General features: G+C 44.2%; 14 protein-coding genes and 1 pseudogene. 8 read left to right on the top strand and 7 right to left on the bottom strand.

Annotated elements, in window-relative coordinates:
• Window positions 1-53: 53 nt before the first annotated feature.
• Complete coding sequence (locus tag LYZ37_RS22215) at window positions 54-1,355, bottom strand: alpha/beta fold hydrolase (protein ID WP_272787660.1); 1,302 nt, start codon at window positions 1,353-1,355, stop codon at window positions 54-56.
• A 177-nt stretch (window positions 1,356-1,532) separates the two neighbouring features.
• On the opposite strand from LYZ37_RS22215, the gene catB reads away from it, so the two are divergent.
• From catB to LYZ37_RS22190, 5 genes are all read left to right on the top strand, one after another.
• Window positions 1,533-2,162 carry a type B chloramphenicol O-acetyltransferase gene (gene catB / locus LYZ37_RS22210; protein ID WP_272787659.1) on the top strand — a complete coding sequence of 210 codons (630 nt, stop codon included), beginning with the start codon at window positions 1,533-1,535 and terminating at the stop codon, window positions 2,160-2,162.
• Window positions 2,163-2,265: 103 nt separating this feature from the next.
• Window positions 2,266-2,763 carry a DUF2867 domain-containing protein gene (locus tag LYZ37_RS22205; protein ID WP_272787658.1) on the top strand — a complete coding sequence of 166 codons (498 nt, stop codon included), beginning with the start codon at window positions 2,266-2,268 and terminating at the stop codon, window positions 2,761-2,763.
• Between the two features lie 117 nt (window positions 2,764-2,880).
• A complete protein-coding gene (locus LYZ37_RS22200) occupies window positions 2,881-3,729 on the top strand; it encodes a pirin family protein (RefSeq protein ID WP_272787657.1) in 849 nt (282 codons plus the stop codon).
• A 178-nt stretch (window positions 3,730-3,907) separates the two neighbouring features.
• On the top strand, window positions 3,908-4,501 hold the full coding sequence (locus LYZ37_RS22195; RefSeq protein ID WP_272787656.1) for a LysE family translocator: 594 nt from the start codon (window positions 3,908-3,910) through the stop codon (window positions 4,499-4,501).
• A 33-nt stretch (window positions 4,502-4,534) separates the two neighbouring features.
• Window positions 4,535-5,359, top strand: a complete 825-nt coding sequence (locus tag LYZ37_RS22190; RefSeq protein ID WP_272787655.1) for an AraC family transcriptional regulator — start codon at window positions 4,535-4,537, stop codon at window positions 5,357-5,359.
• Window positions 5,360-5,384: 25 nt separating this feature from the next.
• Here the strand turns inward: LYZ37_RS22190 and LYZ37_RS22185 are convergent.
• The 3 genes and pseudogenes from LYZ37_RS22185 to LYZ37_RS22175 form a co-directional block, all read right to left on the bottom strand.
• Window positions 5,385-6,671, bottom strand: a pseudogene (locus LYZ37_RS22185) (IS4 family transposase).
• 604 nt (window positions 6,672-7,275) lie between these two features.
• The gene (locus tag LYZ37_RS22180) at window positions 7,276-7,962 is read right to left on the bottom strand and encodes a hypothetical protein (RefSeq protein ID WP_272787654.1); all 687 of its coding nucleotides are present in this window, start codon (window positions 7,960-7,962) and stop codon (window positions 7,276-7,278) included.
• Window positions 7,963-8,094: 132 nt separating this feature from the next.
• Window positions 8,095-8,283 carry an ogr/Delta-like zinc finger family protein gene (locus tag LYZ37_RS22175; protein WP_336314495.1) on the bottom strand — a complete coding sequence of 63 codons (189 nt, stop codon included), beginning with the start codon at window positions 8,281-8,283 and terminating at the stop codon, window positions 8,095-8,097.
• 462 nt (window positions 8,284-8,745) lie between these two features.
• Between LYZ37_RS22175 and LYZ37_RS24365 the strand changes: the two genes are divergently transcribed.
• Complete coding sequence (locus tag LYZ37_RS24365; protein ID WP_420794634.1) at window positions 8,746-9,009, top strand: phage integrase; 264 nt, start codon at window positions 8,746-8,748, stop codon at window positions 9,007-9,009.
• A gap of 582 nt (window positions 9,010-9,591) precedes the next feature.
• Here LYZ37_RS24365 and LYZ37_RS22170 read toward each other — a convergent pair.
• Entirely contained in the window at window positions 9,592-11,421 is a 1,830-nt protein-coding gene (locus LYZ37_RS22170; protein ID WP_272787653.1) for an ABC transporter ATP-binding protein, read from the bottom strand.
• Window positions 11,422-11,782: 361 nt separating this feature from the next.
• Between LYZ37_RS22170 and LYZ37_RS22165 the strand changes: the two genes are divergently transcribed.
• Entirely contained in the window at window positions 11,783-12,760 is a 978-nt protein-coding gene (locus LYZ37_RS22165; RefSeq protein WP_272787652.1) for an arginine deiminase-related protein, read from the top strand.
• 60 nt (window positions 12,761-12,820) lie between these two features.
• Here the strand turns inward: LYZ37_RS22165 and LYZ37_RS22160 are convergent, their stop codons facing one another.
• Window positions 12,821-13,486: a Crp/Fnr family transcriptional regulator gene (locus LYZ37_RS22160; RefSeq protein WP_272787651.1), complete on the bottom strand. Its 666-nt coding sequence runs from the start codon at window positions 13,484-13,486 to the stop codon at window positions 12,821-12,823.
• A gap of 193 nt (window positions 13,487-13,679) precedes the next feature.
• Here LYZ37_RS22160 and add point away from each other — a divergent pair, with 193 nt between their 5' ends.
• The gene (gene add / locus LYZ37_RS22155) at window positions 13,680-14,672 is read left to right on the top strand and encodes an adenosine deaminase (protein WP_272787650.1); all 993 of its coding nucleotides are present in this window, start codon (window positions 13,680-13,682) and stop codon (window positions 14,670-14,672) included.
• Window positions 14,673-14,748: 76 nt separating this feature from the next.
• On the opposite strand, the gene LYZ37_RS22150 is transcribed toward add, so the two are convergent.
• Complete coding sequence (locus LYZ37_RS22150) at window positions 14,749-16,905, bottom strand: TonB-dependent receptor (protein ID WP_272787649.1); 2,157 nt, start codon at window positions 16,903-16,905, stop codon at window positions 14,749-14,751.
• Window positions 16,906-17,166: the final 261 nt, after the last annotated feature.

The following is a 17,166-nucleotide window of genomic DNA, read 5'->3' as shown; positions in this document are numbered from 1 at the left end:
CAATGACACTTTTTAACTTGAGCCCCCCAAGCTGTATGCGGGGGGATCATTGGTTAGATAAGTGTCGCTGCGGTTTGGTCACCCATTGCAATCAGAGTATCTAGGATCTTCTCGCCATCAGCACGTAAACCGTTGTGCTCATATTCATTGGTAATCCAAGCTTTTGCATTTGGCATTTCTGCCAGCGTTTCTCGGCTGATATCCATCTCAACAAACATGTCATCGGCATAGACAGCGCAGCTTACTGGTACTTTATTGCTCGCCAACTGCTTCGCATCGTATAACGGTTGCCAATCTTGCTTCGCTGCGAGTAACTCAGCGGCAGGTTTAAGTGGTTGCAAGTTCTTGTATTGATCAAACATCCAAGGGAAGACCATCTCGCCAGTAAAGTAGAAAGGTTTATCTTTGTCGTAGTTAAACGCTGGGTTTTGCTGACGAACTCTATGAGCGCTCCAGTTTGAAGCAAAGCCTTGGCAGTAGATTGATTCATGCAAAATGGCATAGATCGGATTCGTCTGGAAACCTTGCTCCATCAGCATGCTGCTTAAAAATTCATAGCGCAGTTCGGTTTTTCCATTAACCTCGATAAGGGCGTTTTCTAGCGCGTAGTAGGTTGGCAAGAAAGTATCACTCATACCAAAGTTAATTCCAATCTGCTGGAATTGCTCAACGGTAAATCGTTGACCGTTGGGTAGGTATTCTTCGTTATCGATCAAGTGATCGGCAATCTGTTTACACAGCTCTTGAGCTTTAGGGAACTGCTGGAAGAAAGCTTGGTTCTTCTCCATCGTTCGTTTAAACGTCGCCTGATACACATCGTCTGGGTGGCGAGAAATCGACGGGACACCGCCAGTAATGAAGCTGCGAGACAAACTCTGAGGAAAAAGCGAGAGATAGGTGAGTGAGCAGAAACCACCGAAGCTTTGACCGAGAATGGACCACTGCTCAACCCCAAATTGCTTGCGAATAAACTCGGCATCGCGAACGATGTTGTCAGCACGAAAGTAGCTTAAATACTCCGCTTGCTCTTCAGGTGTCAGATGCGCCAGAGTTTGGTGAGAGATCACTGAACTATTGCCCGTTCCACGTTGGTCTAACAATAAAACGCGGTAATCTTGCAGGGCGCGCTTTACCCATCCGCTATGGCCATTTTGACGAGGTGAGGGAAAGCCTGGGCCGCCTTGAAAGTAGACCAACCAAGGCTTTGCGCTGTCGCCATCTGAAACCAAGGATAGCTCGCGAGCAAAAACGGTAATTTCGCCTTGCGTATTGTCTGAGTAATTTAAAGGGACTTGAAAGTAATGCGGAGTGTATTTTACTCCTGCATCAATAAATTGCTGAGCGGTATTGATCATTGTTAGTACATCCGTGACGTTGAGATGCGGTATCTTATCGTGTTGCCATGCGGATACCAATGCCAGAATCACTTAGTGTGGACTGAGCGACGACAATGATAAATCTCAGTGACCTGAGTCATCTTTACCCTTATCCTAACCTTGGACTAAATCATAGATAACCAAAAGAATGAAATTATGAATGTTTTTGACTCTCCATTTGCAGGTAAACCGCTGACTGAGCAGGTAACCAACCCCAATATTATTGTTGGTCGTTATAGCTATTACTCCGGCTATTACCATGGTCATGGCTTTGATGATTGCGCGCGTTACTTAAATCCGGATAGAGACGATGTCGATAAACTGATCATCGGTAGTTTTTGCTCGATAGGCTCGGGCGCTGTGTTTATGATGGCAGGGAATCAAGGGCACCGCAGCGACTGGATCTCGACCTTTCCTTTTTTCTATCAAGAGGATGAGAACTTCGCTGATGCACAAGATGGATTCGCTCGCTCAGGAAATACAGTGGTCGGGAATGATGTGTGGATAGGATCTGAGGCGATGATCATGGCAGGAGTGACCATAGGAGATGGCGCTATTATTGCCAGTCGCGCTGTTGTGACTAAGGATGTCGCACCCTATGAAGTCGTAGGATCAAATCCTGCAAAGCATATTAAGTATCGCTTTTCAGAAAGTGAGCGAGAGAAGCTAAATGAAATGCAGTGGTGGCAGTGGCGTGACGAGCAGCTTAAAGGCGCTATGTCATTACTCTGCTCGGGTGATGTTGATGGGTTGTATCGCTACTGGCAGCAACACATCACTGATTAAAATTGAGACTAGGCACAGATATTCACTTCCGTGTCTTTGTTTTATTTGTGATCACCTTTAAGGTCATAAAGTAAAAGGATTATTCACCCAACAAGGCTTTGCTATGGATCTGCCCAGTCACTCTAACATTCACCCCTATTTGCAAGGGGCCTACTTCGCTGATACACACAATATCGAGTTGCCTTACAACGGTGAATCCGCACTAGAAGTCTACTTTGCGATGGTGAATAAGACGCCCCGCTGGGTTAATGCGCTAATGGATTTACGCAATCGCATTGTTTCAAAACTAGGGTTGAAACACCTAGGGCGTATGGCAGATTTGGATGAAAACAAACCGATTGGCGAGTATCGAGTTGGCGACCAAGTGGGTATCTTTTCTATAGTGAGTTTAAGTGACAACGAACTGCTAGTAGAAGACTGCGATAAGCACCTCAACGTTCGGCTCTCTTTTCTTATTGTTCCTGATGGCGACACAATGACCTTGCATGCAACAACGGTTGTCGATGTTAAGAACGCGTTCGGCAAAGTGTATATGTTTTTTGTGGCCCCAGTACACAAGCTGATAGTACCCACCTCTTTAAAAACACTCGTACCCGCTTAAATCTCATTGTCGTTCGAAATATTCGAACGACAGGCTCTAATCTCCCCGCTCAAATTACTCTTCAAGGTCAGTAAACTGTCTTCATTCCTTCATGGAGCCAAACTAAGGGGAGACAGCATGAGTGTAACCAGACAAGTTAATCAAGTAATCCAAGTTCATCCGACCTCAGATGGTGATGGGGTTAAGATACAGCGCGTGGCTGGGTTTAATAATGCGCAGTTTTCTCCATTTCTAATGGTTGATGAGCTTAAGTCGGACCAACGTTCAGATTACGTTGGCGGCTTTCCACCTCATCCGCACCGTGGAATCGAAACGCTAACTTATATGCTCAAAGGTCATTTTCAACACAAAGATCATATGGGCAATGTTGGCGAGCTAAGAAGTGGCGGCGCTCAGTGGATGGCTGCTGGCCGAGGAGTTATCCATAGTGAGATGCCTATCATGGAAGAGGGTGATTTACATGGTTTCCAAATTTGGATAAATCAACCTGCGCGCGACAAAATGAAGCCAGCTCAATATGTCGATTTTCAGCCAGAGACGATCACTGAACATAGTGACGAGCAACTTGGTTTGATTCGCGTACTGGCCGGAACGATCAATGCCAATGAAATGCAGCTTAAAGGTCCGTTAAGTAAGACGGGTGTTGAGCTTAGCGTGTCTGATTGGCGCGCCGAAAGTGACCAGCAAGTGAGTGTGTCAGTACCTGATCAATTCAACATGATGATCTTAAACTATCAAGGCAAGGTTCAAGTTGGCGATTACACACTCAAGCAGGGTGAACTAGCGCTATTGAGTAAAGGTGAGCGAGTCGACTTGAAAGCGCTTGAGCAAAGTGGCGTGTTAATTTTTGCTGGCGAACCCATTGATGAGCCGGTCGTTCATTACGGCCCATTTGTCATGAATACAATGGATGAGATAAATCAAACCATACAGGATTACAATTCTGGTGTGTTTGAAACTTATTAAACAACTTTAGGAGTTCGTCTTGAGCTTCAATTAACGCAAAGCGAACTATTCACTGCCAGTTCTTTTTGTTTTGCCACACCTTAGCGTGTGGCTTTTTTCGTTTTTACACGCCTGCAAAATCGTTCAATAACTCTTACTTCTCTTTGGCTAGGCTAGATGGCTAGTGAAGGAGAACGAAATGAATAGTCTAATTATTGCGATGTTGGCGTTTGCGTTTGTGGGCGCCGCCACACCCGGGCCGGTGAATCTATTGGCGACGGCCACAGCCGCCCAACGAGGTAGTCGAGAAGCCAGTAAACTGGTGCTAGGGGCGTCAATTGCTTACGCTTTAGTAGTGCTCATCTCTGGCAGTGTAATGCATGAGTTGGTTGAGTTTTTACCCTTGTTGGAAGCCACATTGAAGTGGGTAGGCAGCGCATTTTTACTCTACCTCGCATACCAGATATTTACTGCACCTGTGGCTGAGTTACAAGGGCAAACGACGCTGACCTCAGGCTGGTGGATAGGATCGCTTACCCAATTGCTTAATCCCAAAGCTTGGTTGGTGGCGATGTCTGGAGTCAGTTTGTATGTGGTAGGGCAGGGCAACACAGATTACTGGCTTTGGGTGTTTACTCTGGTGTCGTTAGTTTGTTGCTTAGTGGGTGTCGGCTTATGGGCGGCGAGTGGAAGCGCTTTATCTAGTTATTTATGTCAGCCCCATAAGCAGCGCATTTTTAACCGAATGATGGCGATAACCTTGGCTGCTTCTGTTAGCATGATTTGGTTATAGTTTTGCAAACCTATACAGCGCAAGGAGCTGCGCATGAAAAAAGATAACAGCGCGAACTTTAAGCAAAGTACGGTACTGCCTTGGATTGAGATGAGAATCGCAAGCCAAAGCACCGCTTGTTATGCAGCGCATTCTCACGATGAGTTTTCATTTGGGATTATTCAACAAGGCAAAGCTGACTATCGTAATCACAGCTCGACGCATCATATTGGTCGCGGTGATATAGTGACGATTAACCCCGCCGATGTTCACTCTTGTAACCCAGAAGCGGGAACTTGGTCTTATAGCATGCTGTTTGTTGATACTAAACAGATGGGGGCGATTCAGCGAGAAATTCTCGGCCAATCTCAGGCTGGGTATAGTGCAGACTACACACCATTTCGTCACGCATTTGAGCGCAGTGAGCCAATCAAAAACCACTATTTGGCTCTGTTTAACGATCTCCAGTCAGAATCGAGCCAATTACAGGTACAAACTCGTCTGTATGACTTTATTGAAGCTGTTCACGTGCAGAGCTCTATGGAGGTTAAACCATCCCCCTCTTCATCATTGAAAAGGGTGCGAGAAAAACTGCTCGATGACGTTAGTCAACCTCATCAATTGGATCATTTAGCACAAGAAGCCCAGATGAGCCGTTACCAGCTCCTTAGAGCGTTCAAGCACTACTATGGTCTTCCGCCTCATGCCTATTTGATGGATGAGAAAATCAAACGTGCTAAGGTGATGCTTAAATCCGGTCAGGAGATCGCCGAGGTGGCTCAAGAGCTAGGCTTTTCTGACCAAGCGCATTTTCAGCGTCAGTTTAAAAAGAAAATTGCCGTTACCCCTAAGTTTTATCAATCCCACTTTGTTGATTGAGCAGCAATAAAAAGGAGCCTGTTGGCTAATGCCATTCAGTTAAGCTGACTGGCTTTTTTCTTGTTAGGGTATTTTTTGCTCTTGGGTATACTCGATCTTCTCTTTTTATTGGCAAGACATGGTGTGTAATGCGTTTCGGTATAGTGCCTGCTTCCAGCCAGAACCCATATATTAGATGGATTATCGCGGTTGCGCTTGTGGTGAAGCTCAGCTGAATTGGATGGATACCCGGTATCGTCTTAGCCATATTAACCATTTGATACCGGACGATGTTGTAGCCAAGCAGTACTCCCCACAGCTCTTGCTCTATCATCTCTGGAAGCTTACTCCTTAACGTGAACTCATTGTTTAGCAAAGAAGATTTAATTTCCCGATAACCGACTTCTATTTCCCAACGGTGACTATACAAGTCGACTATCATCCTCTGATGGGAAGCGCATTACATCCTTCATTGAGGAGAGGATATTCACCTCTTTTCCCTTAATCTTTTTGGTTAATCACCTAACTTCAACTGTTTCTGGCAGGTCAGGGAACTTCCGCATTGCTTGTGGACTAGTGTTCAGAGAAATCACCTTGTCATTACACCCTAACTTCTTAATGATGGTATACTGTGTGTCTTTTCTCATTGGCATTAGCCAGTGGCGTTCTTTACCTGTTTGGTGCCAACGATTAAGTAATCCCAGAGAGTAGAAACCCCGGTCAAACATGGTCAGGCTATTATCTGGAGTTGTTTCAATAAGACGCTCTGCCAAAACCATCTCATTCGTCTTATAACTATCAAACGCACTGGCTATCATCACATGGCTGCTCAGTTCCATCTGACAGACCATGCGCACTTAGGGGAATGGACCGCCGCCCTTTTGATTAGAAGGCGTTTTATACCTGGGGTATCTGGCGTACGCCAAACGACACCGTCAACACCAAGGAGTCTTAGTCCAGACCATGTAGGATGTTCGGCTTGTTGGTGCCACATCTGCTGACTACGATGAAAAATTTCTTTAACCGCGTCAGCCCCCAATCGTTGGCGAGCCTGAACCACAGCGCTCGGGGCAACTAAAGGCTTCTTGCCTGGCAGCATTAACTGCGCCGTACTCACAATGCTCCAAACGGGTTCTTGTCGATAGAGGGACATTGCGATGACTGTCCATACGATCATATCTAAAGGAATGCGGCGCTTTCTAACCGTTGTCACACAGGTCGCTTCTAGGTATTGATTAATAAAGTCGGGACAGAGAATATCTGAAAGCTGCCCGAGTTCATCGGTATTAGGTGCGTAGCCGTTCGCCATCGCAAGAGCGGTTGTGAGTTGCAAAAGAAAAGGTTCTAACTATCAAAATTAGGACCTTTATAACGTCTGTGGAGGATAGTTCAACCGATCATTTTAGGCTTAACTGATCGGCATTAAGCCGAGGCTTCCTTTTGTCTATTTAATGAGTGACTTAAGCACTTTGTTGTTCTGCTGCTTCATCACCGGTGAACCCTTCTTATATGTATTTGGTTTTACTTTTAAGCTTGCTTTACTCAAGTGGCGACAGTTTTTCCATTACAGTGATGTCGGGCAGGTCGACGTATGATATTTCGCTGGTCTGTAGGCGCTTACCACCAAAGATAACAGATTCAGTTCTTGTCCACTCCATCGAGCGGTCTCGTATTGTCGCTACCACATCAGATAACCCACCAAACACCAGAAAAATGCCAATAAACTGGGCATAGAGACAATTAAAATTGGGATCTGGCGTTCAGACCTCGTTCGGGCTCAACCACCCCTCTGCACCAAAATTCAGCACGGCAATTTTGCGATCCTAAAAGCGTATTTCATTTCGGTAGGTTTATTGGAGCACTGCCCTTGTGGGAACTGAATCAAGGGCTGTTTTAGATTTGGACTGTAGATAACTGTAAAGATCGTTTTTGACATTTTAATTGAGGTCATCTGCAGGTATAGAGTCTAATGCTTTACCTCCAATCGGGATCCAGCCATGTTTTTTGTTTAAGTAAGGAAACTTAATCTCATTTTTGAAAAAGATGGACGTCATGGATGTAAAAGAATTTAATGGAGCAAAACCACAGAAATCAAGCTGTGTAAATCCATTATCACGCAAAAATGTTGCTGTTTCTGGATACCATTCAGAGTTATCCAAAATTAGTAGCCCGCCTGACTTTAGATGATTTACTGCATGTTTGGCGCATCTCGACCTTTCTGCTCCATCAATTGATATAACATCGAATAATCCAAACGATTCTATTTCGTTTGGATATAACCCTCCGTCAGGCTGCTTTATGATATTAACTTTATCATTATTGTATTTGTCCATTCGTTCAAACCAAGGTATGTAATGTTCAATAGCGCAGACTGAGTTGCAACGTTTTTTCCAGAAAAGGGTAGACGCGCCACTACCAAACTCAAAAACATTAGCATGACTTAAATCTAGGCTATTAAGGTAATCAATTGCAGGATATGTCATCCACGGCAAGTGATTACCGTCAGCGTCTACGCAATTACCATCTTCGTCTCTTTGTACCTGCCCTCTTTTACTTAACAAGATCCATGCTGTTCGAATACCGCATACTAGTGAACGAGGAGCAAGCTTTCTAATCATATTCATTTTTTTCCTAACTAACTGTTCGAGTGTTCAAAATACTGAAATTTACATATTTGGAAATCTTAATCATGATATTAATGTGCCATGATATGAGTAGATAATCATAAATAGTAAAAAGACAGACTAAATAACATTCTAGATTTCAATGGCAGAAGGTTTTTCAAAAACATCCATCTGAATCAAGCCCCCTTTACATAGTTCTGACCGAAGCTCCGGGTTCGGCTTATTACCAGTAGGTTCGATAATTTTGTTCACGGTGGTCAGAGTTATGGATACAATACCACAATTTGAGTTAAAGCACTGACAATATGCTTCACGGGTCAAGATATCGCTATCCGGCTTTACTTTCGTATTTAGGGCAGGTAATCGACATCCTTATACTCCTTAAAACAGACTTAAGTCAGGTTGCACACATTCATTTTCATTAGCTGCAAGGGCAGCTACTTCGTCTAAACCAAGCCAACTGAGTTCAGTAATCTCTTAATTTCGGTAAACTATTTGGTCTGGTCTACACAGTTCGCCCCCAAACAGCACTCTCGCACTCCGGGAATTCTCGTTTGTCTGTTCAACTATCAACCATGAGCCTTCTATCAGTTGCTGTTTGAACTCATCAGGGTTGTCATACTCCGGAATTAATCTTCGAATCTCATGTTTAACAAGTTGGTCTAATTCTCTATTCACCTTATTGGTAACCTGTTGCGCAAGTGGCTCTGTACAGTTATTGACAGAACTCGAATGGTGAAAGACTGCTAGCAATAACTCTATTGCTCTCGGAAGACTGTCGAGATGTTAGGGAACCCGATTGTTTATTGGTTTACTACTCAGGACTATCTAAATTACCGTGCTAACTGGATTAGTCATCATCCTCTCAGAAGAGATATTGTTATCTCTCCTGCCACGCATAACATCGAACTGAAAACCTTCCGGGCTATGTTTAATACCCTTATCACATATGGCGAGTGGAGGCGGCTGCTCCCTGTTGCAAGGACTCAGAGCGGTAGTTGGTTAATCTCACCAAACAGAATATCCAACCCTTTTTGGAGATGGTAGCAGCAGACAACAGCCCGATGGCTGACCAGATCTTAGTTGTCTGTAAAATATGTTTAGAGACAGGTTCAAGGGGGGGGGGGGGGGGGAGGTTTTAAGGTTTAAACGATGCCATATTACAGCGAGAAAACTGACTTTCACTGATACCAAAGGCTAGAGGAACAGGAACTTTCCGATAACCAAAGTACTGAATGATAAAATATTTAATGTTGTCGGTATTTTAGCATCGTGTAATTGATGTTCGATACAATACCGCCTAGCAATACGTAAAACGGGCACTACTTTCGGGACAGGTGGCTCATACTTTACGTCATACATTCGCTAGTTATTATATGATGAATGGTGGCTACATTCTGGTACTTTATTGTATTCTTGGCCATAGTAAAAACTGAACAAGCGATGGCTTAGGCACACTTCGAACCAGAACGTTTTATCCAGCCTGAAGAGCTCAATCCTTTAGAAAGTTAGATCTCAATAAGTGTAGATGAAATAACGACAGCGCTCAATACATCTCGGGTTTTATCTCCACCTTTAGGGGCTTAAGAAAATAATTTCTTATATATCAATGAAATAGAGTGTTGTGGATTACTCGGCGATAAAGCCACCTGTTTGGTGTGCCCAAAGCTGGGCGTAGATTCCGCCACTTTGAACTAACTCTTGGTGAGTGCCTTGCTCAACGACTTCGCCTTTATCGAGAACGATCAATCGATCCATTGCGGCTATGGTTGAAAGTCGGTGCGCAATGGCAATAACCGTTTTACCTTGCATCAACTCATTTAGGCTCTCTTGAATGGCTGCCTCAACTTCTGAATCTAGGGCTGAGGTTGCTTCATCAAGAATCAGAAGCGGAGCGTCTTTCAGTAGCACACGTGAAATCGCAATACGCTGACGCTGACCACCAGAAAGCTTCACACCACGTTCACCAACCTGAGCATCGTAGCCTACGTTGCCAAATGGGTCGTTCAGTGTTTCGATGAACTCATGTGCGTGCGCCTGTTTCGTTGCACGGTGTAACTCTTCTTCGCTCGCATCAGGATTGCCATACAAGATGTTGTCGCGGATAGAGCGGTGCAGCAGTGAGGTATCTTGAGTCACCATACCGATGTTACTGCGCAGTGAGTCTTGAGTGACATCAGAGATAATCTGACCATCGATCTTGATCTTACCGCTTTCAACATCATGGAAACGTAGAAGCAGGTTAACCAAAGTAGATTTACCCGCACCAGAGCGACCGACTAACCCCACTTTTTCACCTGGCTTGATGTTCAGGTTAAGGTTACTGATCACGCCTTTAGTTTTGTCACCATAGTGGAAGCTGACATCATCAAACTCGATGCCGCCTTGATTGACTACTAGAGGTTTCGCGTCTGGTTTGTCTTGAATATCAATGGGTTTAGACATGGTTTTCATGCCATCAACTACGGTACCCATGTTCTCGAACAGAGCACCGACTTCCCACATGATCCACATCGACATACCGTTGATACGCAGTGCTAGGGCAATCGCAATCGCAATCGCACCGATACTGATCGAGTTATCCATCCACAGGTAGATAGAAAGCGCGCTGATTGAGAAAACCAAAACGTAGTTAGTAATCTCGACCGCGACATCAAACCCTGTTACTAAACGCATTTGACGGTAAACCGTGCCTAAGAAGCCATTCATGCCTTCTTCGGCGTACTCTGTTTCACGTCGGCTATGCGAGAACAGCTTCACGGTTGCAATGTTAGTGTAGCTATCGACGATACGTCCCGTCATGGTTGAACGAGCGTCCGCTTGCTCAGAAGCAACCTGTTTCAGCTTAGGTACAAAGTAGAGCTGAATACCGATGTAACAGAATAGCCAAATGATCATTGGGATCATCAGGCGCCAGTCGGCCTGAGCTAACAGCACGACTATCGAGGTGAAGTAGACAGAAACGTAAACAAACACGTCCATCGTCTTCATCACGGTTTCACGTACCGCTAGCGAGGTTTGCATCACTTTAGTCGCGACACGGCCAGCAAAGTCATCCTGATAAAAGTTCAGGCTTTGCTTAAGTAAGTAGCGGTGAGCTAACCAACGAATCGACATCGGGTAGTTACCAAGTAACGTCTGATGAACGAGTAGTGAGTAACCAACCACAAGAACAGGCATTACAACCAGCAAAAGGGCGCCGTAGAAAATCAGATCACTCTGGTTATCTTGCCAAAACGTTTCTGGGTTACTGTTCGACAGCCAATCGACCAAGTTACCCATTGCTCCAAATAGAGAAACTTCAACAATTGCGACAATGGTTGCCATTACAGACATGATGATCAACGGGATTTCGAACCCGCGGGTGTAGTGGCGACAAAACGCAAAAATACCCGAAGGAGGCTGTGTCGGCTCCTGCTCGGGGAAAGGCTTAGTAAAGCCTTCAAACTTTTTAAACATAAATAAATTCCTAAACACGCAAAGATAGAAAGTTGCCTGTGTGGCAGATGCGTACGTCCAATAGGGTCAACAGACCCTAAAAGGAAGGGTGAAACACCAATCTAGTCACCTATCTAGCTTGGTATAGCAATGGTATACCGTTAGTGGGGGAAATGTAACCAGTTTATTATTCTTTCCTTTGCATAATATTCAATCAAAGATAATAAAAAGTCATGGTGACAATAAAAATAACTGGCCGTAAGTTTAATGGCGGTAATTATTACTGTGGTTGTAGTCAATTATCAGGTTAATTCAGTAATATTTCATTTAACATTATGCCTACAATTGGCAGTAATGAGTGAGATTAATTGAGTCTGTCACAATGTTGAAACAGAAAACCCTACTACAGAAAAATCAATCAACAGTACAAAACGCTAATTGTGTGGTGATGGTGCCACCAAAAGAGTTTGCGTTTAATGCCGAAACGGCGCAGGACAATGAATTCCAACACCAAGTTTCACTGTCTACCAGCGAAGTACGCCACAGTGCGATGCAAGAGTTTAACGCCATGGTGGCGGAGTTGCGTCAAGTGGGTGTCCAAGTGGTGGTCTACGATTACCCGTTGGGTGAGGTAGAAACACCTGATGCAGTGTTCCCAAATAACTGGTTTAGTACGACAGCGAGTGGCGAGCTATATACCTTCCCGATGGCGTGCAAAAACCGTCAGCAAGAAGTTAAAGTCGATGCATTAGTTGCAACGCTTGAAAGTGCAGGTCGCCCAGTACAATCTCAAGATAGTCTTCTGTCATATCTAGAGCAAGATGCGCATCTTGAGAGTACAGGCGTGATGGTAAAAGATCATGTCAATAGAACCGTCTACGCAGCGCTTTCTCAGCGTTGTGATCGTGAAGTATTGGAAGATTACGCTGAACGTATTGGTTACGATCGAGTGGTTTCGTTCCAGACTGCATTGCCATCAGGTAAGCCGATTTATCACACTAATGTGATGATGGCGATTGGTGAAAGCTTCTGCGTTATTTGTGATGAGGTCATCCCTGAGTTTGAGCGTCGCTTTGTCATCAAGTCATTAGCGAAGGACAAGCAGGTGATTTCGATTTCACTAGAACAGATGAATCAGTTCTGTGGCAACATTTTACAGCTTGAAACGGTTAACGGTGAAAAAGTGATTGCGATGTCTCAATCAGCATTTGATGCGTTTTCTCCAGCTCAACGAGCTCAACTATCGAGCCATGGTAAGCTGCTGCCATTTAACGTTAAAACGATTGAAAACATCGGCGGTGGTAGCGTTCGTTGTATGTTAGGTGAAGTGTTCTTACCAACACGTACCAACAACCTATAAGCTTCAAGCGAATTTAAAAACCAAATGGGCACCTCATCGGTGCCCATTTTAGGTTTAATGCTATTGATAGTACTGTTCTAGATAGTCGCTTAGCTTGTCGATATCAACGGGCACTATCTCAGAGCTATCTACGCCTTTCTTGACTAAGCCTTCTTTAATCAGTTCGTGGATAATGCGTGTATAGGCTCTTTCGGTGCAGCCGAATCTTTGTGCTTCTTGGTACATATAACTGTGGCCCCTAGAGTGAGTACCAGAGGTATATCGAGTGAGCATATCTTTGATGATATTGAACTTGAGCGGATAGAGAGAACGTTCCATCGCAATATGCATGGTATTTAGGTAGATGTTCGACATACGGTGGCTCATCCAAAAGGCCACCTGAGCATCTTCAAGCAGGAACTCAGCAAAGCGCTCTTTTGGGATCACGGTTAGCTGAGCATCTTGTGTCGCAATGACACTAAAAGGGCTAGGTTTATCAGAGAAAAACTCCATCTCGCCAAAGAAGTTATCCTCCAGATAGTAGTCCCCTAAGCTGAGGGTTTTCCCATTCTCTGCGGTGTGCAGCACTGAAAACTGCGCCGCTTTTGTCCAATACACTTCGTTGACTTCGCTATGTTGGCGAATGATGAAATCGCCTTTACTGACGAGCAAGGTTTTGTACTGTTCACGTTTCACTAGTTGGCGGAGCTTATTCAACCCGTCACTTAAAATTTTATTCTTATCCATCGTGAATTTGCTTTGCTTAACATTGATTTGGCTATTTTGGCGTGCGACCGGACAATTGTCGTGTTATATATCATCGTTAATCATATACCATGAGTTTTATCGTTATCAAAACAAATGATTAAGTGTCATTACCGCCATTTTGGTGTGTTGAGCTACGCTTACTCAATAAGCAGGAAAGTTAGGACAAAAACAGATGAACTACTTTGATCTCCCTAAAATCGATCTTCATTGTCACCTAGATGGCAGCCTTCGCCCGCAAACTGTGCTTGATTTAGCCGCTGAAAATAACATTGAGCTGCCTAGCCAGAATGCCGAAGAGATCAAAACATTGATGATTGCGCCGGAAACTTGTCCTAACCTGCAAGAATACTTAGACCGTTTTGCACTGCCAATTAAAGTGATGCAAACCGCAGACAGCATTGAGCGTATTTCTTTCGAGTTGTTCGAAGATGCTGCAAAAGAGAACGTGAAGTACCTTGAAGTACGTTTTGGCCCTCAGCTGCATACACAGCAAGGGCTGACTTACGCAGAAATCATCGAGAGTGCTGTCAAAGGTATGAAACGTGCTGAAGCGCAGTACGATATTAAAGGTAACTACATTCTGTCACTGGTGAAACTGCTACCAATCGATTCAGTTAATGACATTATTGATGCCGGTGCTCCTTTGCTAGGTAATGGCGTTGCTGCGTTTGATTTAGCGGGTGCTGAGCTAGACAACTTTGCTCATGAATATGTTGAGTACACTCAGTATGCTCGTGATAAAGGCTACCGAATCACCATTCACGCGGGTGAGCAAGGCTGTGGTCAAAATGTTTATGACGCCATCGAGCTGCTAGGTGCAGAGCGTATTGGTCACGGTGTAGCAATCAAAGATCATGCAGAGGCTTACAAACGCGTTAAAGAAGATGTGGTTGGTCTTGAAGCTTGTCCAAGTAGTAATGTTCAAACCAAAGCGATTCCAGAGCTTAAGCAGCACCCACTGAAAGAGTTCCACAACGACGGTCTAGCAGTCACGATTAACACAGACAACCGTACTGTATCAAATACGACGATGACCGATGAAGTGCAAAAGGTGATCGAGCAGTTTGAACTTACCGCTGAAGATTACAAACAGATCTATACAGCGAGTGTTGAACAGTCTTTTGCTTCTGATGAAGTGAAAAAACACTTAATGCAGTACGCATAAATCACTAGGTCAACAGGACCTAGTAGATAAATCAAAACCGCCGAATAGGGCGGTTTTGTTGTATTGGCGGCTTTGTTTAGAACTTAACTTGGTAGTTAAGAGTGTAGGTACGTCCACGACCTTTGTAATCATAAGCTGCTGATTCATAGTGCGTAGAGTAGATGATTTGCGCACGTTGACCCCAAGCTGTGGTGTAGTCCTTATCAAATAGGTTTTGAATACCAAAACCTAGGCTACCTACTGGAAGCTGGTAGCTACCGACCAGATCAAATAAGGTGTAGCCATCTAGCTTGTTGTTTGAAGCATCTTCATAGTCAAACATGGTTTGGCTTTGCAGTTTTACCGCAAGATCTGCGTCGTACCAACCTGCCCAAGCATTGGCCTTAGAAGTACTTGCATAGCCAGCATCATAGTCTTCCCAGCCATTATCGCCTTTCACTTCAGATACTACGTAGTGACCGGAAGCACCCAACTGAATATTGTCATGAACCCAGTAAGACGCCATTGCTTCTAAACCGTAGACACGTTTCTTATCTTCGATTTCTTCGATAAGCAGTGTTGTCTTATTGTATTTAACATTCTTGTCTGATTGAGAATAGTAAGCCGCAGTTTGTAAGTTAAGATCGCCTGTATCTAAGCGGTAACCTAACTCAAAACTGTTGGTCTTAATCCCTGACATTTTTGATTCGTTGACGTTAATGCTGTCCTTGAGTTGCCAATGATCGCCAACCAGTGTGTAGTTACCTTGTCCGTAGTACTTAGCAGGATCAGCAAGATCAAAGCCTTGTGAGAAGTTTGCCCATACTTGAGAGTCACTGTTTAGGTGATAAATTGTTCCCAAGTTAAATAGCGCGACGCCGTAATCTGTTTTACCACCAGGAACTGCATCTGCTGAAGTACCACTACCTGCGGCAATTTTTTTCTGTTGAGTATAACCAACAACATCATCAATCTTGTTTGACATGTATTGGTAGCGTACACCACCTTCGACTGTCCAATCTTCAGTGATTGAGTAGTCTGCTTGAGCAAAAGCGGCAACTGAGCTGACTTCAACTCCCGGGTAACGACCAACTTGGGCATAAGTCTTGTTGATTAGGTTGCCAGAATTATTGGCAATGGTTGGCTCATAAAGTGCTTGGTTACTTTCCAACTTGTCTTGATAAGCATCGACACCATAAACAATGTTAAATTTATCGAAGTTTTTCGCGAGCGCTGCTTTAAGTGAAATGACATCTGTAATCTGTTGACCAGAAGACTGGAAATAAGGAGTGTAAGTCTGGTCTTCTTTGCGGTATGACGCTTCTGCGATGAACTGATGACCAAGGAATTGCTCATCCACGTAAGAGGCGCTAAGCATAATGCGCTCCGTACCGTGTTCACGATCAGAATCAAAACCTTTACGTACATCTACAAAGTCTCTACCAACAATGTACAGACCATATGGCGAGTCTTGTTGGCTATCATAGTACTGCGCCAGAAGATTCAGCTTTTTGGTGTCTGAAACATTAACACCTACAGTTGTTAGAAAATCTACTGTCTGATTAAACTGTAACGAGCCCTGTGAGATATCTGGAGTAACAATAGTGCCATTGGCATCGAAGAAACCTTGGGTTTCTGTGTATACGATAGAAGTACGTGCTTGAACTTTTTCATTGCCGCCCGAAATAGACTGTGCAAGTTTGTAGTCAAAGTCTTCACTTGAGTTAAGACCAGATGCACCACCTACATAGGATTCAAACTCTAACTCTTCGCTTTGCGCTTTTTTGGTGATGATGTTAATCACACCGCCTGAAGCGCCAGCACCATATATTGGTGTAGAACCGGAAAGCACTTCGATACGATCGATATTGAACGGGTCGATTGAATCTAGGTGGCGGCTAATTGAGCGCGAAGATTGCAGAGAAACTCCGTCGATCATCACGAGCATCTTACGTCCGCGAAGGTTTTGACCTAAATTAGTACGGGCACCGCTGCTGACATCCAAAGATGGAATTGCCGAAGCTAGAATATCACCAAGAGTCTTACCACCGCGGTATTCTTGTTCAATTTTCTCTGAATCGATATACCAAACCGTACCAGGAATATCACTGATCGCTTTTGGTGTACGGCTTGAAACCACCACCATTTTCTCTTCAGGTGTGAACTCTTGTGCTTGGGCTGTAAACACTGTGCTTGCAGCGGCGATCGCCAGCGCAACAGTGGATAGAGGGAACTTCCCTTTACTCGCTTTCATTATTTTCTCTATGTTTATCAATACAAAGCTGCGCAAATTAGTATTTGGCGGCAAGACTGTTTTATTTATTCTAAATAAGAATCATTATTATTGTATTTCTGCAGCGAAAGTGCAATATGTTAATGCGAATTATTTTCTTTTAGCTCAATAGCGGGATAAGAATGGCAGCTTGAGGAGGACAAAAGAGTCGGTAGCGCTGAGCTGTATGGTGACCTCAGCGCGAGTTTATGAGTAACAACAAATTTGGGGTGGGATAGAAAA

It is taken from the genome of Vibrio tubiashii (genome assembly GCF_028551255.1).
Taxonomy (GTDB): domain Bacteria; phylum Pseudomonadota; class Gammaproteobacteria; order Enterobacterales; family Vibrionaceae; genus Vibrio; species Vibrio tubiashii_B.
Note: the sequence above shows the minus strand (reverse complement) of the source record. Positions and strands in the feature narration are given on the sequence as shown.